Raw genomic sequence first — 20425 nt, 5'->3', positions numbered from 1 at the left:
GTGGGATTATTGATCAATAGCTTAAAAACAATAAAAAGCATTACATTCTTAACTAAAAATAAATAAATATAGTAACGCCAACTCATCAGGAAATTCGATATGTATGCTTTAAAAACGAAGGAGAATTTATCGCCGGACATACTCAATATCCATTTTTCGAAAGGGATTACAATCCCGTATAAAGTTCAATTTGCGTTATTGACTATTATTGTTTACACAAAAAAAGAATCCAGTGAATTTGAGCCCACAGATGCTATTTTAAAGAAAATTATAACTTTTATCGTTAAAAACTACTCTTTAGGTTAGCAATTAGTAAATTGGCCCAGTATTATAGATATTTGACCATGATTGAATTTAATTCTTTAAGAACACCAATTACCGTTCTCATAAATCTGAGTATTTTTTTATGAGTCTGGGTTCTAAAATGTTTAAAGGAATGGTCTGGAGTGCTATTGAACGGTTTTCAGTGCAGGCTGTTCAATTTATAATAGGAATAATGCTCGCCCGGATACTAACTCCCAAGGAATATGGGATTATTGGGATTCTACTTGTTTTTATTGCTGTGTCCGATGTCTTTATCGATAGCGGATTCTCCACAGCTTTAATTCAGAAGCAAAAAAGAACTAAAGTAGATATATCAACTGTCTTTTGGTTCAATATACTTATCAGTTTAGTATGTTATGTTGTCTTATGGTTATTAGCTCCCTATATACAGGAATTTTATGATTTAGAACAGCTCTCAATCCTATTACGGGTAATGTCACTTTCTTTAATCATAAATGCTCTATTTACTATTCCAATGACATTGCTGACGATCGAACTCGATTTTAAAACTATTTCGATAATCACTTTAATCGCAACTATATTTTCTGGAATTATAGCAGTTTATTATGCCTACCATGGTTACGGAGTATGGGCTTTGGTTATCCAAATCATGACTCGTTCGGCATTAACGGCGATTCTAACCTGGTTAATGATCAAATGGAGACCTTTTTTTATTTTTTCAAAGAGTTCGTTTAAAGAATTGTTTTCCTATGGCTCCAAACTTTTGGCATCTTCCCTTCTAAGTACCGCTGTCAATAATTTTTATGCGCTATTTATTGCCAAGTTCATCAGTACTAAAGATTTGGGTTTTTACACCCGAGGAACCCAATTTTCAGATGTCGTTTTTGGTATTTTAAGCTCTATATTGGACAGTGTTTTACTTCCTGGCCTTTCTACTATCCAAGAACAAAGAGATAAATTAGTTAATTACACAAGAAATATTTTAAAGGCAACCGCCCTAATAATTATTCCAATATTCCTATATCTGGCTGTTATTGCAGAGCCACTGATTAAAGTATTAATAACGGAAAAGTGGATGCCTGCTGTACCAATTATGCAAATTTTCTGTATAGCTAGGCTCATTACAATTATTTCAGGGATTAATGTTAACCTTTTATATGTTATTGGAAGAACAGATTTAGCTTTAAAACAGCAATATAGTAAGATTGCGATAAGGGTATTATTTTTTGTCATTGCCCTTAAATATGGAATAATTTACATAGCTCTTGCTGAGTTAATTTCAACCGCCAGTCATTTTTTTATAAATACATATTATCCCGGCAAAATAATGTCCTATGGTGCATTTTCTCAACTTAAAGATTTAGTTCCCATCATATTATCAGGATTGGTAATGGTTGTTGTAGTATGTGTAATAAACTATTTTATAAGCAGTGACGTTATAAAATTATGCGTATCGCCTATATTTGCGATTATTACCTATTTTACCTCTATACATTTCTTCAAAGTAAAAGAACTTAACACTTTAATAATGGCATCCAAGAAATTTATTGAAAAATCATAGTTTTTAAACAATTAATTAATGAACAATAATATTTGCTGCATTTTTAATCTAGCTCCACATTATAGAGCTCCCATTTACAAATTAATGGATAAGGAGTTACATTGTGACTTCTATTTTGGGGATAAAATAGACGCCCCAATTAAATTAATGGATTATAGCGAACTGGCAGGATTCAAACAAGTAACAAAAAACATTAAAATTCCCCGAACTGGTTTTGAATGGCAAAAAGGTGTATGGCAACTTATTTTTAAACCCTACAAACATTATATTATTACAGGAACTCCAGGCTCCCTTTCCAATTGGGTACTGGCAATATTAGCCATACCCCTCAAGAAAAAGGTTTATGCATGGACACATGGTATGAAAGGCAATACTTCTCCTGCCGGGAAGTTTATAGAAAAAAACTTTTATCGATTGTGTCACAGAATATTACTTTACGGGGAATACTCTAAGAATAATATGGTAAAGGAAGGATTCAATGCAAAGAAATTAATCCCAATTTACAATTCCTTAGACTACGAGAAGCAATTAAGAGTCCGTAAAACGTTAGAACCCTCAGCCATTTTCAGAGATTATTTTAACAACGAATATCCTGTGCTAATATATATAGGAAGAATTCAAAAGTCAAAAAAAATTGATTTGCTGGTCAAAGCTCAAAAACAACTTTTGGAGCAAGGAATTTTCTGTAATTTAATATTAATTGGTGAGGATTCAGACGGAAATAACATTCCACAATTGGTTCAAGAATTAGGATTGAATAGTTACGTGTGGTTTTATGGCCCATGTTATGACGAGAATGAAATTGGTAATTTAATTTTTAACAGCGATGTATGTATTACACCAGGATCAATCGGTCTTACCACCATACATTCATTAACATATGGAACTCCTGTAATAACCAATAATAACATCTCTAGCCATGGGCCAGAATTTGAGGCTATAGAAAGCGGTGTTACTGGAGATTTTTTTTTACTTGATAATATAGAAGATTTATGCCAAAAAATACGTGCCTGGATTAGTGTGGATACAAAAAACAGAAACATATTAAGGATGCAGGCGTATAAGAAAGTGGATGAAATATACAATCCTAACTATCAGATAAACGTTTTAAAAAAAATACTAAACCATTCCTAAATGAAAATTCTTTGGATTACCAATCCAATATTTCCGGAACTTTCCTTAGCTCTAGGTAATCCTGTTCCGGTTATAGGAGGATGGATGTACGGCTTAGCGAAAGACCTTTCCCAAAAAAAAGATATTTCCCTTACGATTGCTACCTCCCGCCCCAATGTAAAGCCACAGCATTTAATAATAAAAGGAATTGAATATATATTGCTTAATGGACAGAAAATTAATACAAAATATGACTCCTCTTTAGAAGTTGAATGGAAAAAACTAATTGAAAAATTAAAGCCCGATTTGGTTCATATCCACGGAATTGAATTTGCCCATGGCCTCGCTTTAATGAATGCCTGTCCCAATTTAAATTATATTATCTCCATACAAGGCTTGGTTAGTATTATATCCAAATTTTATCTTGGAGGTATTTCCAATAAGGATATTAGAAGAAATATAACCCTGTTCGATTTCTTTAAAAGAACAAGTGTTTTCCATGAAAAAAGGAAATTTGAAATAAGGGGACAAAAAATAGAAAATAAATATTTACTTCTGGCCAACCATGTCATTGGAAGAACTCAATGGGACCAAGACCATGTGAAAACCATTAATCCCAAGGCATATTATCATTTTTGTAATGAAAGCCTGCGAGATGAATTCTATAGTTCACCAAAATGGCAATTTCACTCTAAAAAAAATCATTCTATATTTTTAAGTCAGGCCTCCTATCCGATCAAGGGTTTGCACCAAGTATTACATGCCGTAAATTTGTTAAAAAACCAATTTCCAAATATACAAATACAAGTAGCCGGTGATGATATAACAAGAACGGATTCTGCTACGGATAAATTACGCCTAAGCGGCTATGGCAAGTATATTAAAGGATTAATCAAAAAGTACAATTTATATTCAAATATTAAATTTTTAGGTTATTTAGACGGCCGAGCAATGGCACAAGAATATTTAAAAAGCCATATTTTCATATGTCCTTCCAGTATTGAGAACAGTCCCAATTCCTTAGGAGAGGCACAGATACTTGGGGTGCCCAGTATTGCATCTTACGTAGGCGGAGTCCCGGACATGATTGATCCTGGAGAAAATGGTCTGTTGTATAGGTTTGAAGAGATTGAAATGTTGGCTCAGAGAATAAAGGACATTTTTGAAAATGACAAACTAGCGGTAAAATTGTCAGAAGGAGGTATAAAAAGTGCCACTAAAAGGCACGATAGGTCAGTAAATATGCAACGAACATTAGACATCTATAGGAATGTTATTTCTTTAGGAAACCACTAAAATTCATTTAAAGTATATGGTAATCTACCATTTACTAAGATCAGTATGAAAGCACTTTTTAACTATATTAACTCTATTGGTTTTGTTTTATCTGGGTTATTGGGCCTATATTTATTAGACCCTTTTAACAAGGGCTTCCTATTTGGGTATCTCCTGTTTATTCTTGTCATATTAAAGAGAAATTTTATATCTCAAAATTTGGACGGGGATGTTTTCCTACTAACCTTATTTTCTGTAATTTATGCCATTTTCTATGCATTTGAGCCACTTGCCGGAAGCCAATACATTGTGATCTACGCTTTGTTTCCCCAAAGTTTCTATTTATTAGGCAAATATTTAGCCAATAATATTAAGGACCCTAGAACACTATTCATAATACTCTTTTATATTGCTTCCATTTTCTCCATTTCTGCGGTATTATCCGTATTTCTCAACTTCAGGGAAGGAGGTTTTGCCCAACTGGATAGGACAATTCCCATGTTTTGGAACGGCCAACCGACCTCTGCAACCCTAATGGGAGGCTTTTTAACCTTGAACATGTGTATACCTGCAATATTAATTTCTGGGTATAAACATATTACCCTTTTCAATAAAATTTTAGCGATTTCCCTCTTTGCACTCTCGTTAATTTGTGCCATCCGATTGGGAAGTCGTACTCAATTGGTCATTTTTCTATTTACTAGTATTGTCTCCGTTTTATATATATTTCCGAGACAAACCTATAAACAAAATATACACTTATTAATTTTTTTAGTATTGAGCATAGCCTATATTATTAGAAATGTTTCCTTTGATTTAAATGCAGATTGGCTAACCACCTTTGCGGGGAGAATGAGTGGTGGGGTTGGCGAGGCTGCAAGTGGCGGGGGTAGAACCGAAAGATGGATAAAATCATTCGAATATTTATTTATCCATCCTTTAGGCTGGAACCTAAAAGAATTTGGTTATTCCCACAACATGTGGTTAGATGTACTTAGGGTAGGTGGCATTATTCCGTTTATTTTATTAATTATTTATAGTACTAAATCCTTCTTTCAAGTTAAAAGAGCCATGGCCATAAGGAAGGAAAATATTTTATTAAATGGGCAAATACTCTTTTATTCCATTGCTTTTTTCTTACTGTTTATGGTAGAACCCATTTTTGAGGGATTATTTTCCTTATTTGTGGTCTTTTGCCTGTATAAAGGTATCATAAATAAATACTACTCCAATCTTAACCAATGATAAAAATACTCTATGTAAGCGCACTGTGTTCGGAAAAGGTTTTGGACAATATTTATGAGACTTCGATAAATAAACCGGAACAGGCCGCTCAAAAATTTCATCGCTTATTGGCAAAAGGCTTTGCATTACAACAGCAAAATTGTTGCATTGAAACCTTAAGTACCTTACCTGTTGTACCCGCCAATCACAAAAGAAAGATATGGAACCTACCTTCTGAGACTATTAATAAATTAAAATTTAGATACATTCCTTTTATCAATTTACCATATATAAAAAATTCTGGGATATTCTGTTATACTTTTATCAAGGTTTTTCTCTGGACACTTTCAATTCGTAAAAAAAATAAAGTAGTTATTTGTGATGTATTGAACCTCACAGTATCACTCGCTTCTTTTTGGGCTGCACGACTAACAGGTGCTACTTGTGTTGCCATTGTAACAGATCTCCCTGGACTAATGGTTACCACTGGAGGAAAAAAAGATAATACAACCCGATCTTTATACCATACTATGGTTTCTACAATGATGCAAGGGTTTGACAGGTATATATTGCTTACGGAACAAATGAACGAGATAGTAAATCCGAAAAATAAACCATATATCATTATGGAAGGATTGGTTGATTTGGAAATGGAGGCTTCATCAAATATTTTGGACAAGAAGAACACCAATAAGAAAGTCCTAATCTATGCCGGTGGGCTATATGCCAAATATGGGATAAAGGATTTAATAGAAGCGTTTATGTTATTGGAAAATGTAGATGTAGAGCTTCATCTTTATGGTTCAGGAGAAATGGTGACTGAGATGGATGCTTATATGAGAAAAGATCAAAGAATCCATTTTAAAGGAATGGTTCCCAATAAAATTGTGGTCAAAGATCAACTGGCCGCTACCTTATTGATAAACCCACGTCCTACGAATGAGGAATTCACCAAATTTTCCTTTCCTTCAAAAAATATGGAATATATGGTCTCGGGGACACCCATGATTACTACCAAATTGCCGGGTATGCCCAAAGAATATTATCCATACGTTTACTTGTTTGAAGAAGAAAATGTAGAAGGAATGAAAAATACGTTGCAAAAAATATTGAGCAAATCTAAAGAAGATCTACACCAATTTGGTCTAGAAGCAAAAAAGTTTGTTCTTACCAACAAAAATAATCAAATCCAAGCCCAAAGAATATTACAATTTCTAAAAGAAAATGCCTAAACCTATGAAAAGCAGAATTAAAGATTTAGTTAAAAACAATATGTTTTTATTAAATATAGTCCTTAGACTCCAAAGAATTGGGACAAAATTTAAAAAATCTGTAATTGGCAAGGGGAATAAAATAAAAAACCGCGGTGTTTCTATAAATGTAAAATATGATATCATTGGAAACCACAATCATATCATTATTAAGCATGGTGCGATAATGAGCAATATTACTATTTTTATAAGAGGAGACCACCACCAGTTAATTATAGGTGAAAATGTTCAATTTAGTGGTGGTTCGGTGTGGTTTGAAGACGAACATTGTACTATAGAAATTGGAAATGGAACGACCATAGAATCTGCCCATTTAGCCATTACCGAGCCAAACAAAAAAATTACAATTGGAGAAGATTGTATGTTTTCTAGTAATATTGAATTTAGAACAGGAGATTCGCATAGTATATTGGACAATGTCACTAAAAAAAGGATTAACTACGCTCAGAATATCAAAGTGGGCAATCATGTATGGATTGGAGCTCATTCAATAATACTTAAAGGAATTGAAATAGGAGATAATAGTATAATTGGAACTAGTTCCCTTGTTACCAAAAATATTCCTTCCAATGTCATTGCTGGCGGCTTGCCTGCAAAGGTTTTAAAAAACAATATAGATTGGGTAAGAGAGCGGATATACGAAGGCAAATAAGTACGGTTAACCTACGTTAATTTTGCCACACATCCCGTAAAATTGCCATTAAGGGGAATTTTAAAAATAAAAATGTATTTATTTATATCTTCGTCCATCTATAAAATCTTGCCTTGAGCTAATAATTTTTAAACATGAGGGTTGCCCTACTTTTTCCCAATAACCTATTTACCTCGCCTTATCTAAAATATTATGAGAGCGTTTTAAAAAAAGGAAATATTGATTATGATTTATACATATGGGATAGACATGGTGTTAATGAAAAAGGTTGTATAGCATATACAAACAAGGTTAAAACAAGCATTCCACTATTTAAATCTTTGGACTTTATTAAATTTAGAAGGTTTTTAATGAATCACCTCAGAAAAACTGAATACAATAGAATTATTGTTTTTTCAGGTCAATTAGGTATACTGATGAGTGATTTTCTTATTAATAACTTTCCAAATAAATACATTCTAGATATTAGGGATTATTCACAAGTTATGAGCTATTTCAAAAGCAGATTTGAGAAGGTGATTCAAAATTCTTATTTTGTATGCGTATCATCAAATGGCTTTAAAGAATGGCTTCCTCAAAATGCAAATTATATCTTGGGACACAACATAGATATTGCACTTGTATCTAAATCTCTAGATAATTTCCCATTTCGAGATGCTAATTTGGAAAATGAAACTTTAAAAATTGATACTATTGGTCAAATAAAAGACTTTAATTCAGATGCCAGGTTTATTGATCAATTAAAAAATGACAAAAGGTTTAAAATGGAATTTATCGGTTTTGGGCCTGCATTAAACGATTTAAAGATAAAATCCACTTCAGAGAAAATTAATAATATCAGTTTTTATGGACTTTATAAAAAAGAAGAAGAACCACTTCTTTTAAAGAATACCGACATTATAAATATATTAATCAGCCGAACTGAACATAATAAAGGGGCTACCCTACTTAGTAATAGATTATACTTGTCTGCATTATATAATATTCCATGTATAGTTAATAGTGATACCGAACAAAGTAGAATCATTGAAAAATATAATTTCGGAATTATCGTTGATAATTATGAAGAGTTACCAAATAAATTGGTTGCATATAAAGAGAATTTTTGCAAAGAAAGTTTTTTAAACAATTGTTATACTTTTTTGGCCGATGTAAAAAAAGACTATTCCTTGTTTGAACAGAAGCTTACAAATTTTTTAATAGATAAATAAAATTTATGTTTAAGGATAAAACATTACTCATTACAGGAGGGACAGGTTCTTTTGGAAACGCAGTATTAAACCGCTTTCTAGAAACCAATATTAAGGAAATACGCATCTTCAGTCGCGATGAAAAGAAACAGGACGATATGCGGAACCATCTTAAAAACGAGAAAGTAAAATTTTACATTGGCGATGTAAGGGATTATAATAGTATAGCCAAGGCCATGCACGGAGTAGATTACGTTTTCCACGCAGCGGCCTTAAAGCAGGTGCCTTCGTGCGAGTTTTTTCCATTGGAAGCCACTAAAACAAATGTATTTGGCACCCAGAACACCATTGATGCCGCTGTGGCCAACAATGTAAAGCGCATTATTTGTCTTAGTACGGACAAAGCTGCCTACCCTATTAATGCCATGGGCATTAGTAAAGCCCTTATGGAAAAAGTGGCCGTTGCTGCTTCCAGAAACATCCCAAATGACAATACTATTGTTTGCCTTACGCGTTATGGTAACGTAATGGCATCACGAGGATCGGTAATCCCCTTGTTTGTGAAGCAAATACAGGAAAAGTCACCCTTAACGGTAACAGACCCCAAAATGACGCGTTTTTTAATGTCCTTGGAAGATGCTGTAGATTTAGTCCTATTTGCCTTTGAACATGGCAACCAGGGAGATTTGTTTGTAAACAAAGCTCCTGCGAGTACCATTGGGGACCTAGCCCAAGCTATTAAGGAAATCTTTAAATCTGAAAGCGAAGTAAAAGTAATTGGTACCCGTCATGGTGAAAAACTATATGAAACCCTATGTACCCGAGAAGAAATGCAAAAGGCAGAGGATATGGGCGAATTTTATAGGATTCCCGCAGATAACAGGGACCTTAACTACAGCCGATACTTTTCTGAAGGAGAAACCGATACCAGTACCATAGAAGACTATCACTCCCATAACACCGAACAATTGACCAACGAAGCCTTGAAGAATACCTTGTTGAATTTAGATTTTATAAAAGAAAATATATAATGGTCCAAACCATCGAAATTGAAGGATCTATTTTTTCCGATAACCGAGGAAAAATCAAGTTTTTCAATTCTTTTGATATGGCCCAAATTGTTCGTTTTTACGAGATTTCCCCAGCCTCTCCAGAAATAATTAGGGGTTGGCAAGGGCACAAAATAGAAAAAAAATGGTTTTATTGCCATAGTGGAGCCTTTGTAATCAATATTGTAAATATTGCTGAGGAAAATATAGCGCTTGCCGAATTATCCGCAGAAAGATTTGAACTCAATGAAAGCATGCCAATTATTTTGGAGGTTCCTGCCGGAAGTGCTTCCGGATTTAAAGCAATTCTGCCCGGTTCTAAACTGATGGTGTTTTCCAATTTCACTTTGGAAGAATCGACCAAAGATGATATTCGGTTTCCATTAGAAACATGGAATGCAGAATGGTAGCCCGGACAAAATTATCGGTTGTGTTAATAAAACCTTAAATTGCAGCAATACACTTTTAGGAAAGGACTTACCCTTGCCGTTTATAATAATTAACCATTAAAACTAATACAAAATTTATCATAACTATGAAAATAGGAATTACCGGACAGGCAGGTTTTATTGGATATCATCTATATAATACTCTATTATTGGACGACTCCGTTGACCTAGTTCCTTTTAAGCGAAACTATTTTGGAAACAAGGCACTTCTGGAGGATTTTGTAAATCAATGTGATGTAATTGTACATCTGGCAGCCATGAACCGTCATGAAGATGCCAATGTTATCTTTGATACCAATATAGATCTTGTACACCAATTGGTAAACGCGTGCACCTCTAAAAACGTAACGCCGCATATTATCTTCTCTTCTTCCTCTCAAGAGGAAAAAGAAAACCTATACGGACAATCCAAAAAAGAAGGCAAGGAAAAATTTATACAGTGGGCAAATGAAAAGGGAGGTAATTTTACTTCGCTAACCATTCCCAATGTTTTTGGACCTTTTGGAAGGCCAAATTACAATTCTGTAGTAGCCACATTTTGCCATAAAATTGCACATAACGAAAATCCTACCATAATAAATGATAGTGCGGTAGGCCTTATCTATATCAACGAATTGGTCGAAATATTTATCCAGTCCATTAAAAATTCGAAAAAAGGGGAGATTAAAGATGGCAATATTAAGGAATTAAAAATTGCCCCAACTAAAAACATAAAAGTTTCCGAAATCCTAAGGTTATTACAACAATACAAAACCGACTATATGGAAAACGGAATTTTCCCAAATTTGGACCTGGACTTTGAAAAGGCACTTTTTAATACTTTCAGGTGTTATATTCCAACCAGCCATTATCCAGTAAAATACAAAAAGAACACTGACAATAGAGGAAGCTTTGTAGAGATTGCAAGAACCCAGACCAGTGGACAATTTTCCTTTTCAACAACCGTTCCAGGCATTACTAGGGGAAATCATTTTCATACACGAAAAGCTGAGAGATTTGCTGTTATAAGTGGAAAAGCCCTTATACAACTTAGAAAGATTGGAACAGATGAAATCCTGGATTATTATTTGGATGGCGAAGAACCAGCTTATGTGGATATGCCTATATGGTATACCCATAATATTAAGAATATTGGTGACACGGAACTTATTACTTTATTTTGGATCAATGAGCCCTATAATCCAGAGGATGCCGACACCTACTTTATAAATGTATAATAAACATAAAAAAATAACCATTGAAAAAGCTTAAAGTATTAACAGTTGTGGGTACACGCCCTGAAATAATAAGATTGGCCTGTGTTTTAAATGCCCTTGATGCGAATGAGGCTATTGATCATACCTTGGTGCACACTGGCCAAAATTATGATTACGAACTTAACGAGATTTTTTTCGAGGACTTGGGAATACGAAAACCCGATCATTTTCTTAATGCTGCAGGTAAAAATGCCACAGAAACCGTGGGCAATATCCTAATTGCCATTGACCCAATATTGGAAAAACTGGCTCCCGATGCTTTTTTAGTGTTGGGCGATACCAATTCCTGTTTATGTGCTATTCCTGCTAAAAAGCGAAAGATACCCGTTTTTCATATGGAAGCAGGTAACCGCTGTTTTGACCAACGAGTTCCTGAAGAAACCAACCGAAAAATTGTAGATCATATTTCGGATATAAATTTAACCTATAGCGATATTGCCAGGGAATATTTACTAAGGGAAGGTTTATCGCCAGAACGGGTAATTAAGACAGGGAGTCCTATGTTCGAGGTTTTAGGAAATTTTAAAACTAAAATTGAAGCGTCCAATGTGTTGGAAAAATTAAAACTGGAAAAACAAAAATTCTTTGTAGTGTCTTCGCATAGGGAGGAAAATATAAGCAATCCTAAAAACTTTGAGGGGCTTATAACTTCGTTAAACCTAATTGCCGAAAAATACGATTATCCCATAATTGTTTCTACACATCCCAGAACTAGAAACATGTTAAATGAGAAAAAAATAAAAACACACCCCAATATCCAGTTTCTAAAACCCCTTGGTTTTTCGGACTACAATGCTCTGCAATACCACTCCTTTGCCGTTTTGTCCGATAGCGGCACCATATCCGAAGAGTCCTCCATCTTAAATTTCAGGGCCCTTAATATACGGGAAGCTCACGAAAGGCCCGAAGCCATGGAGGAAGCTTCGGTTATGATGGTAGGTCTTAATCCTGAACGAATCATGCAGGCTTTGACGGCTTTGGAAGTGCAGGAACGAAATCCGAATAGAAATTTTAGACCAGTTGCTGATTACTCTATGCCCAATGTAAGTGAAAAGGTGGTCCGCATAATAATTTCCTATGTAGATTATATTAACAGGGTTGTTTGGTCCAAATCATAAAATTATGAGAGTTGTCTTTTTAGGACTTGCCGTTCCCAATATGAATGAATACCACAATATGTTTACCGAACTAGTGGTAGAATTTCGCAATAATGGCCATGATATTATGGTAGTAGCCCCCACTTATGACGAAAAGGTATTTGGAATGCAGGTGGAGGATGGCATACCCACCTTGCGGGTACCCACACTGGAGTTGTTCGGTGTCGGCAAAATACAGAAAGGATTGGCTACCCTTCTACTCCCCTATCAATATAAACGGGCTTTAAAAAAATCTAAAATAGACTTGAATTTTGACTTGGTAATGATGCCTACCCCTCCCATTACCTTGGTAAATGTTGCCAGTTGGTTAAAGAGGAAATATGGCTCCAAAATGTATTTGATCCTGCGGGATATATTTCCACAAAACGCACTTGATCTAGGTATGATGAACCCCAAAGGATTGGCCTATACCTATTTTAGAAAAAAAGAAAAGGAAATGTACTTTGCTTCAGACTATATAGGATGCATGTCACCAGGAAATATCGATTATGTAATAAGGCACAATCCCGAACAAAATGCCAATAAACTACATCTGTTGCCCAACTGGGCATGGCTGCAACCTAATTTAGGGCAACAGGAGATTATTAAGATAAAGGATCAATATGGCCTTTTGGACAAATTTATTGTTGTTTTCGGGGGTAATATTGGCAAGCCCCAAAAAATGGAAAATATAGTGGCACTGGCCAAGTCTTGTACTACCAATAAAGATATCTTCTTTTTAATAATTGGGGGCGGGAACGAAAAAGAGTATTTGGACAGGATGATTTTACGAGAAGATTTAAGCAATGTTAGGGTTAAGGACTTTTTAAGCAGGGAAGAATTCTTTAAGGTTTTACAAATTGCCGATGTTGGCCTTATCTCTTTAAGTGAGAATTTCACCATACCCAATATACCTTCCAAATCCTTGGTCTATTTTAATGCAAGGGTGCCTATTTTGGCCTCCGTGGATTTGAATACCGACTTTGGCACTCACTTGGAAGCCATTGGGGCCGGTCTTTGGGCCGAAGCAGGAAAAACTAAAAAATTGAAGGAGAAATTAATGTACTTGTACAACAATCCCGAGAAAAGAAAGAAAATGGGCGAGAATGGCTACCAATATTTTAAAAACAATCTATTGGCCTCCATGGCCTACGAAAATATAATTTCGCGGGTTACAAACACTTAAAATTCCCCGATGGGGAATAGTAAAAGTAAAATGACCATTAATCCATTTAATTGATGGGTTCATCCATGAAACAATTCACGAACAGGAAATAAATACTTACTTTGTATACATGAAAGACAATTTAAATGTATAAAAACTTCTTTAAACGCATACTTGACTTTTTTATAGCTATAATTATGCTGACCCTTTTGAGTCCCATATTTATTTTGCTTACTGTGTTGTTGTACATATTTAACGATGGTCAAGTGTTTTTTCTACAAAAACGGCCTGGAAAAAATGAACGTATTTTTAGTATCATTAAGTTTAAGACCATGAACGACAAAAAAGATGCCGAAGGTCAACTTCTTCCAGACGGGGATAGATTGACACCAGTTGGCAAAATTGTAAGAAAAACTTCGATGGACGAAATTCCACAACTGATCAATATCCTAAAAGGGGATATGAGTCTTATAGGTCCACGCCCCTTGTTAATACAATACCTGTCTGTTTACAACGAAAGGGAAAAAAGAAGACATTCCGTATTACCGGGCATCACAGGGCTTTCACAAGTTTCGGGAAGAAATAACCTTGGATGGGACGTGCGCTTGAACATGGATGTGGAATACGTGGAAAACATGTCTTTTTTACTAGACCTCAAAATTTTTTTTAAGACTATAAAAAATGTAATTACCTCCAAAGATGTAGCAGTTGATTCCTTTACAGTAATGCCAACGTTAGATGAATACCGTAGAAACACTTAACTGGGCCATAATGGTCTCCAGATGGGGTAGAAATGCCAAAGACGTAATTATGGCGTATTCCCACGGTGAGCTAGAACGTTCCCACATTAAACTCCTTATTTACGAAACTGAACCATGTGGCGCAGCAGATGCTGCAAAACTAGTGGGAATTAAAACCCAGCGAATATTAAGAAAGGACTATGATAGTAGAGAGGCATACCAAAGAAGGTTACTTGATGAACTAAAATATTTCAAAATAGATTATGTATTGTTATTAAGTTTTAAATATGTTATTAAAAAAGAACTTTTAAATGCCTTTCCAAACCGAATAATTAATATTCACCCATCACTATTTCCCAGCTTTCTAGGAACCCATACAGCAATTCAAGAGGCACTGGATTATGGTGTACGTGTTTCTGGGCTTACAACCCATATCATTGATGAGGAAGTAGACAGGGGAACAATATTATGCCAAGAGGTGGTTAAAATTAAGGAAAAAGACACTTTTGAATCAATTTATCCAAAATTTGGTAAAAAAGGAAAAAAAATAGTCCTTGATACTATTGCACTGATAGAAAAAAAATACTTTAAGATCAATAATCAGAAATAATCATAACTAGCTTGAAAATTCTTTTTTTACTTAGTAGAATTGAAAAAAGTGGTGTAACCCTTAATACACTGGACCTGGCACAGGGTTTAGTTGACCAGGGTCATCAATTGTTGATGATTACTGGTGGAATAACGGACGGCGACAATGATTACTTGGTTAAAATTGAAAATGACTTTAAAAATATTGGGACAGAAATTAGAACTTTTAATACCCCTAAGGGCAATATTCTAAGTAAGATTCTAACTTCAATAGTGGCCATATATCAGATTTTAAAATGGATACAGGAACTTAAGCCAGATATAATCCATTCCCAGTCCCCATATATGACCTTTTTACCATGGTTGTTAAATAGGCCATTTATAACCACAGTTCATAATGTGCAATTGGTGAAAAACCTTAAATATAAAAATCCAACCGAATTAATCGCCATCAGTCGGGAATCCAAAGAGTATGCGATTAAGACATTAGGAGCCAAACCAGATCGTGTTTCCGTAATATGTCATGGGGTTTCAAGGAGATTTGCGGAAATAACTCCCGAAAAAGAGTTATCCCTTTTAAAAAATAAATACAATATTCCAGGGAATAAAATAGTTATAGGCTTTGTAGGCAGGATAACCAAGGAAAAAGGACTGGATGTTCTAATTACCGCTGTGGAAAAATACATTCCCAAAATAACAGCTGATAATGTACATTTGGTGTTTTTGGGAGACTATTGGTTTGAATCCGATAAAATATGGTTAAAAGAAATTATTGACAGTTCAGTTTTACGAAATTCCATTAGTATAGTGCCTTTTCAAGACCCGAAACCATTCTACGAACTGTTCCAAATTTTTGTGCTTCCCTCCAAATCCGAAGCTTTTGGCTTGGTATCCATAGAAGCTATGATGAGCAATTGTTGCACGATTAGAACCGACACCAATGGAGCTTTGGACCAGATTGATGATGGAAAAGATGGGTATATCTTTGCCAACGGCAATGCCATAGAATTAGCGGAAATTCTTTTAAACGTAATAGAAAATAAGGAACTAAGGGAAACCATTGCAGCAAATGGAAAGTTCAAAGCATTGGAAAATTTCACAATTGAGGCCATGACAAAAAAGACCTTAAGCATTTATAATAAAATGATTTAACATATTTGGATACATGCTAAATATTATTACAGAGAAGAACGATTGGGAAAAAGTACTGGACCAGCTAGGTGTCTTTGACTTTTACCATACATATGACTATCATCACTTATCCAAAAATGAAGGGGATAACCCAGTGCTTTTGGTATATACCAAAAATAATAATACCATAGCGCTTCCGCTTTTGATCCGCCAAATACGTCATACAGATTATTTTGACGCCACTTCTGTCTATGGATATGTTGGCCCTTTAAGCAACAATACGGCAGATAACAGAGATTTTAAAGAGTATCAAAGTTATCTTAACGAGTATTTTAAAAGCAACAACATCATTTCCGTATTTTCAAGGCTTAATCCGTATATCCCACAACAGTTGGAAATATTGTCCGGTTTAGGTGAGGTTAAGTCGATCGGGAATATAGTGAACATAGATCTTACCCAAAGTTTGGACCAGCAACGATCAGCTTACAGAAGAGATACCCGTAGCAGAATTAACAAGGCCAGACGATTATGTACCGTGAGGAAAGCGGACCGTTCAGAGGATATTAAGAGTTTTATAGATATCTATTTGGAGACCATGAGGAAGTTGGACGCCAATACTTCCTACTTTTTTAACGAGGATTATTTTTTTAATTTTTTAAAATGTAATGGTTTTAAGACAGATATTCTTTTGGCAATACATAACGAAAGTAATAATGTGATTGCCGGGTCCATGTTCGTGAAAACGAATAATATAATTCAATATCACCTTTCCGGTACCAAAACCGAGTATCTAAACATTGCGCCCGCTCGGTTATTGTTGGACGAAATGCGGCTTCTTGGTACCGAAGAAAAATATACTTATTTTAATCTTGGAGGAGGCTATCACAGCAAAGAAGATGCTCTATTTAATTTTAAGTCCTCCTTTTCCAATGACATAAAACTGTTTAGCGTTTGGAAGGTAATAGTGGACGAAAATATTTATAGCCAACTACAGAAAGATGCCAATATAACTGAAACCGACTTTTTTCCAGCTTATAGAGCTAATAATTAAGAATCTAAAAAATACCTAAATGATCATTTTTATTGTACCAATTAAAAGTGCCCAGATTTCCTCAAATTGGGAAGTGTTTTCCATCTTAGTGGAAAGGACCATGAAATCTATTTGCCAACAGACTAATGACAATTTCAAGGTAGTAGCCGTATGCCATGAAATCCCAGAACTTAATTATCAGCATCCCTCACTGGAATTCATCCAGGTGGATTTTGCCCCCCCTACTCCTGAAAATATACAAAAACTTCAGTCCGATGATCCACTTAACTACAGAAATGCTGCCAAGGAAGCCGACAAAGCGAAAAAAATAATGTTCGGGGTCGAGTATTCTAAAAAATATAAAGCATCACATTATATGGTAGTGGATGCTGATGACTGTATTAGTAGCAATATTGTACAATTCGTAGAAGGCGACAGTAGTGATGTTCCTGGATGGTTCTTTAAAAAAGGATTTATTTATAACGAAGGCAGTAATATAATATTCCTTAACAAAAATACGTTTAATGTACTATGTGGAACCTGTATAGTTATAAAATCGGAATACGTAAATCAGTTGTTACAAGATAAGCCATACCCACTCTTTAATCATGATTTTACCGAACTGAGTACTGGTGAAAAAATGCAACCTTTACCATTTCCTGGGGCCATTTACAGTATCGGGAATACGGAAAATTATTGTAGTACCCCAGAGGCAGTAAAAAAAATGAACTCCTATAATTTTCTGACCAAGGATTTCTACGAAAATATTATCCGAAAACTTATGAAGTATAGGGTAAAACTTGTTACCGAAAGGCTTCGTAAGGAATTTGGCTTAACCAAATTGGATTTCACGTCGGTTTTTAAGAAATAACAAACACTATTTGACAACTATAAATTAATGGATTAAAAATACTCAGATAAGTGATTGATATCATTAGAAATAAGGAACAATGGGATGCTGTACTAAAAATGGTAGATGTCTACGATTTTTATCATACCTACGATTATCATCACATATCCAAAAAAGAAGATGAGCATGCCGTTTTAATTAAATATTCTGAAAATGATAAGATAATTGCCATTCCCTTATTACTAAGAGAGGTAGCAGATTCCAATTTTCAGGATTTTACATCGGTATACGGATATGTGGGGCCAATTACTAGAAACATAGACCCTAATTACAACAATTCCAATTTCTTAATAGAATTTAAGGAATATTTAATGGATAACAATATTATTTCAGTCTTTTCCAGGCTAAATCCTTTTATCCCTAACCAGGTAATATGTTTGCAAAATTTTGGTGAAATATCATCCATGAGCCATATTGTAAATATAGATGTTACCGAAAAATTAGAGAATCAAAAAAAATCATATCAAAAAAGATTAAGAACCCACATTAACAAAGCTCGTAGGGAATGCTATGTAAAAACTGCAAAAACCAAGGATGAAGTATTGGAATACATTAATTTGTATTATGCCAATATGACACGGGTAAATGCAAAAAAAGACTATTTTTTTGACCATGAATATTTTTTTCAACTTTTAGATTCAGAAGATTTTAATACAAGGATACTTTTGGCCATTGAAAAGGAAACTCACAGGATTATTGCCGGTGCCATGTTCATTGAGACCAATAAAATAGTCCAATATCACTTATCTGGATCCGACATCTCATATTTAGATCTTTTTCCCGTAAAATTATTGATCGATGAAATGAGAATTATTGCCAGCAACGAAAACTGTAAATTCCTTAATCTTGGCGGAGGTGTAGGCAGTAAAGAGGATTCCCTATTTCATTTTAAATCTAGTTTCTCCCAAGACTTTAAGAACTTTACCACTTGGAAATGTATAAGCGATATAGTAAAATATGAAGCTTTGATTGTTGAAAAAATGAAGCCAAATTGTGATAAATTCAAAAAAGATTGCACCTATTTCTTTCCTTGTTACCGCTGTAAGGTTTAAATATAATAATATGAATAGTAGTCCGTTTTCTTCGAAAACGTATACCAATACGTGGCTTAAACATTTCCATTTAAAAGGCCATGAAATTTCCTTTTCTTTTTTGAATGGAACCTCCTTTTATAAGTATCCACTTTTTCCCATTTATATTAATGTTGGTAGAAATTTGACCAAGGGGATAACATATACTTTGGAAACGGAAGAAATAACTGGCGTTATAAAAAATAAGGTTCTGCTTATTTATGATGTCCCCGATTATTTTACAATAAATCATGGTTTACCAAACCGAAAATTTACAATAGCTAGAATTACCCAGTACCCTGGTTTTTTAATTGACTTGAAACTTTTCACAGATCTGAACAATTTTATGGTCGAAACCTTTAGCAAAAGCAGTAGGTACAAGCTAAATAAATTTAAAAAAAAATTAGAATCTTGTTTCAATATTAAATACAAGATGTTCTATGGGCAGATTAGCGAAAGGGAGTACAATACCATTTTTGATCAATTTGAGAACTTATTACGGAAAAGATTTTTACAAAAGGAAACAACCAATAATAATTTGGACCCAAAGGAGTGGACCTTTTATAAGGAGGTAACCTACCCCATGATTTTGGAGAATAATGCCGCCTTATTTGTGACCTACAACGGGGATCAAATTATTGCGGTAACCCTGAATTATATACATAACAACACCTTAATAGATGCCATTACTGTTTTTGATATAGATTACTCAAAATTTAGTTTAGGTTCCGTAAATATCTTGAAATTGATAGAATGGTGTTTGGAAAACAAATTTGACAAACTGGATTTTTCGAAAGGATATTTTGATTACAAAAAAAGATGGTGTAATCTGGAATATAAATTTGACTACCACCTTATTTATAACAAAAAAGCCTTACTTCCCAAGGCCATTGCTTTTACCATTAAAAAATACTTTATAGCAAAACAATTTTTACGTGATAAGAAACTCAATGAAAGGTTTCATGAATTTTATTTTTTAGTAAAGAATAGATCCATTAAAAAGAATATTCCTTTAGGATTTAACTTGCAAGAATTATCAAAGCCTTATACCGAATTTCAATTAAAGGAAATCTCCATATTGGAGTCACGAAACGACTATCTAAAAAAAGCTTTGTTCGAATATTTATATATCAATAATGAATCCATCAGTAACATAAGGGTTTATAAGATACTAAATAGTGAAAAAACCTATATATTTCAAGGTAGGGATGTCACAACAAAAGTGCAACTTGAACGTTAAAACATAATAATGGTTTATATGATTCCTTCTATAATTTTCGCTTTTATTCTTTCGAGAAAGTAACGCCTTAATTATTTCTATATAAATATA

The 20425-nt window shown here is 34.3% G+C and carries 20 protein-coding genes; 19 read left to right on the top strand and 1 reads right to left on the bottom strand.

Annotation, left to right across the window (positions count from 1 at the left end; all coding sequences use genetic code 11):
* The first annotated feature begins 406 nt into the window (after window positions 1-406).
* The 3 genes from H4O18_RS07720 (at window position 407) to H4O18_RS07710 (ending at window position 4255) form a co-directional block, all read left to right on the top strand.
* Window positions 407-1846 (top strand): lipopolysaccharide biosynthesis protein, encoded by a 1440-nt coding sequence (locus H4O18_RS07720; protein WP_187583098.1) that lies wholly within the window; start codon window positions 407-409, stop codon window positions 1844-1846.
* A 147-nt stretch (window positions 1847-1993) separates the two neighbouring features.
* Window positions 1994-2980 (top strand): glycosyltransferase family 4 protein, encoded by a 987-nt coding sequence (locus H4O18_RS07715; RefSeq protein ID WP_187583096.1) that lies wholly within the window; start codon window positions 1994-1996, stop codon window positions 2978-2980.
* Window positions 2981-4255 carry a glycosyltransferase family 4 protein gene (locus H4O18_RS07710; protein WP_187583094.1) on the top strand — a complete coding sequence of 425 codons (1275 nt, stop codon included), beginning with the start codon at window positions 2981-2983 and terminating at the stop codon, window positions 4253-4255.
* A gap of 383 nt (window positions 4256-4638) precedes the next feature.
* On the opposite strand, the gene H4O18_RS07705 is transcribed toward H4O18_RS07710, so the two are convergent.
* Entirely contained in the window at window positions 4639-4893 is a 255-nt protein-coding gene (locus H4O18_RS07705; protein ID WP_187583092.1) for a hypothetical protein, read from the bottom strand.
* Between the two features lie 118 nt (window positions 4894-5011).
* On the opposite strand from H4O18_RS07705, the gene H4O18_RS07700 reads away from it, so the two are divergent.
* From H4O18_RS07700 to H4O18_RS07625, 16 genes are all read left to right on the top strand, one after another.
* On the top strand, window positions 5012-5479 hold the full coding sequence (locus H4O18_RS07700) for a hypothetical protein (RefSeq protein ID WP_187583090.1): 468 nt from the start codon (window positions 5012-5014) through the stop codon (window positions 5477-5479).
* On the top strand, window positions 5476-6690 hold the full coding sequence (locus H4O18_RS07695) for a glycosyltransferase (protein ID WP_187583088.1): 1215 nt from the start codon (window positions 5476-5478) through the stop codon (window positions 6688-6690). Before H4O18_RS07700 ends, H4O18_RS07695 begins: the two co-directional genes overlap by 4 nt.
* A gap of 4 nt (window positions 6691-6694) precedes the next feature.
* Entirely contained in the window at window positions 6695-7381 is a 687-nt protein-coding gene (locus H4O18_RS07690) for an acyltransferase (protein WP_187583085.1), read from the top strand.
* A 134-nt stretch (window positions 7382-7515) separates the two neighbouring features.
* Complete coding sequence (locus H4O18_RS07685; protein ID WP_187583083.1) at window positions 7516-8592, top strand: glycosyltransferase family protein; 1077 nt, start codon at window positions 7516-7518, stop codon at window positions 8590-8592.
* 5 nt (window positions 8593-8597) lie between these two features.
* On the top strand, window positions 8598-9602 hold the full coding sequence (locus H4O18_RS07680; RefSeq protein WP_187583082.1) for a polysaccharide biosynthesis protein: 1005 nt from the start codon (window positions 8598-8600) through the stop codon (window positions 9600-9602).
* Window positions 9602-10030, top strand: a complete 429-nt coding sequence (locus H4O18_RS07675; RefSeq protein ID WP_187583080.1) for a cupin domain-containing protein — start codon at window positions 9602-9604, stop codon at window positions 10028-10030. The genes H4O18_RS07680 and H4O18_RS07675 overlap by 1 nt, the downstream gene beginning before the upstream one ends.
* Window positions 10031-10155: 125 nt before the next feature.
* Window positions 10156-11286, top strand: a complete 1131-nt coding sequence (locus tag H4O18_RS07670) for a polysaccharide biosynthesis C-terminal domain-containing protein (protein WP_187583078.1) — start codon at window positions 10156-10158, stop codon at window positions 11284-11286.
* Window positions 11287-11306: 20 nt separating this feature from the next.
* Entirely contained in the window at window positions 11307-12443 is a 1137-nt protein-coding gene (gene wecB / locus H4O18_RS07665; protein ID WP_187583076.1) for a non-hydrolyzing UDP-N-acetylglucosamine 2-epimerase, read from the top strand.
* Between the two features lie 4 nt (window positions 12444-12447).
* Window positions 12448-13647 (top strand): glycosyltransferase family 4 protein, encoded by a 1200-nt coding sequence (locus H4O18_RS07660; RefSeq protein WP_187583074.1) that lies wholly within the window; start codon window positions 12448-12450, stop codon window positions 13645-13647.
* 125 nt (window positions 13648-13772) lie between these two features.
* On the top strand, window positions 13773-14387 hold the full coding sequence (locus tag H4O18_RS07655; RefSeq protein WP_187583072.1) for a sugar transferase: 615 nt from the start codon (window positions 13773-13775) through the stop codon (window positions 14385-14387).
* Window positions 14365-14976: a formyltransferase family protein gene (locus H4O18_RS07650; RefSeq protein WP_187583070.1), complete on the top strand. Its 612-nt coding sequence runs from the start codon at window positions 14365-14367 to the stop codon at window positions 14974-14976. Before H4O18_RS07655 ends, H4O18_RS07650 begins: the two co-directional genes overlap by 23 nt.
* Window positions 14977-14987: 11 nt before the next feature.
* A complete protein-coding gene (locus H4O18_RS07645; protein ID WP_187583068.1) occupies window positions 14988-16106 on the top strand; it encodes a glycosyltransferase family 4 protein in 1119 nt (372 codons plus the stop codon).
* A gap of 13 nt (window positions 16107-16119) precedes the next feature.
* On the top strand, window positions 16120-17136 hold the full coding sequence (locus H4O18_RS07640; RefSeq protein ID WP_187583066.1) for a peptidoglycan bridge formation glycyltransferase FemA/FemB family protein: 1017 nt from the start codon (window positions 16120-16122) through the stop codon (window positions 17134-17136).
* Between the two features lie 19 nt (window positions 17137-17155).
* The gene (locus tag H4O18_RS07635) at window positions 17156-17986 is read left to right on the top strand and encodes a glycosyltransferase family 2 protein (protein ID WP_187583058.1); all 831 of its coding nucleotides are present in this window, start codon (window positions 17156-17158) and stop codon (window positions 17984-17986) included.
* A gap of 50 nt (window positions 17987-18036) precedes the next feature.
* Complete coding sequence (locus tag H4O18_RS22460) at window positions 18037-19077, top strand: peptidoglycan bridge formation glycyltransferase FemA/FemB family protein (protein ID WP_187583056.1); 1041 nt, start codon at window positions 18037-18039, stop codon at window positions 19075-19077.
* A 10-nt stretch (window positions 19078-19087) separates the two neighbouring features.
* Window positions 19088-20335 carry a GNAT family N-acetyltransferase gene (locus tag H4O18_RS07625; RefSeq protein WP_187583049.1) on the top strand — a complete coding sequence of 416 codons (1248 nt, stop codon included), beginning with the start codon at window positions 19088-19090 and terminating at the stop codon, window positions 20333-20335.
* Window positions 20336-20425 lie beyond the last annotated feature (90 nt).

This window comes from Arenibacter arenosicollis (assembly GCF_014397245.1).
Lineage (GTDB): Bacteria > Bacteroidota > Bacteroidia > Flavobacteriales > Flavobacteriaceae > Arenibacter > Arenibacter arenosicollis.
Note: the sequence above shows the minus strand (reverse complement) of the source record. Positions and strands in the feature narration are given on the sequence as shown.

Coding starts and splice junctions, on each gene's coding strand:
- H4O18_RS07720 (WP_187583098.1), top strand. CDS start 407: ATGAGTCTGGGTTCTAAAATGTTTAAAGGAATGGTCTGGAGTGCTATT.
- H4O18_RS07715 (WP_187583096.1), top strand. CDS start 1,994: ATGGATTATAGCGAACTGGCAGGATTCAAACAAGTAACAAAAAACATT.
- H4O18_RS07710 (WP_187583094.1), top strand. CDS start 2,981: ATGAAAATTCTTTGGATTACCAATCCAATATTTCCGGAACTTTCCTTA.
- H4O18_RS07705 (WP_187583092.1), bottom strand. CDS start 4,893: ATGGCACAAATTAACGAGAGTGCAAAGAGGGAAATCGCTAAAATTTTA.
- H4O18_RS07695 (WP_187583088.1), top strand. CDS start 5,476: ATGATAAAAATACTCTATGTAAGCGCACTGTGTTCGGAAAAGGTTTTG.
- H4O18_RS07690 (WP_187583085.1), top strand. CDS start 6,695: ATGAAAAGCAGAATTAAAGATTTAGTTAAAAACAATATGTTTTTATTA.
- H4O18_RS07685 (WP_187583083.1), top strand. CDS start 7,516: ATGAGGGTTGCCCTACTTTTTCCCAATAACCTATTTACCTCGCCTTAT.
- H4O18_RS07680 (WP_187583082.1), top strand. CDS start 8,598: ATGTTTAAGGATAAAACATTACTCATTACAGGAGGGACAGGTTCTTTT.
- H4O18_RS07675 (WP_187583080.1), top strand. CDS start 9,602: ATGGTCCAAACCATCGAAATTGAAGGATCTATTTTTTCCGATAACCGA.
- H4O18_RS07670 (WP_187583078.1), top strand. CDS start 10,156: ATGAAAATAGGAATTACCGGACAGGCAGGTTTTATTGGATATCATCTA.
- H4O18_RS07660 (WP_187583074.1), top strand. CDS start 12,448: ATGAGAGTTGTCTTTTTAGGACTTGCCGTTCCCAATATGAATGAATAC.
- H4O18_RS07655 (WP_187583072.1), top strand. CDS start 13,773: ATGTATAAAAACTTCTTTAAACGCATACTTGACTTTTTTATAGCTATA.
- H4O18_RS07650 (WP_187583070.1), top strand. CDS start 14,365: ATGAATACCGTAGAAACACTTAACTGGGCCATAATGGTCTCCAGATGG.
- H4O18_RS07640 (WP_187583066.1), top strand. CDS start 16,120: ATGCTAAATATTATTACAGAGAAGAACGATTGGGAAAAAGTACTGGAC.
- H4O18_RS07635 (WP_187583058.1), top strand. CDS start 17,156: ATGATCATTTTTATTGTACCAATTAAAAGTGCCCAGATTTCCTCAAAT.
- H4O18_RS07625 (WP_187583049.1), top strand. CDS start 19,088: ATGAATAGTAGTCCGTTTTCTTCGAAAACGTATACCAATACGTGGCTT.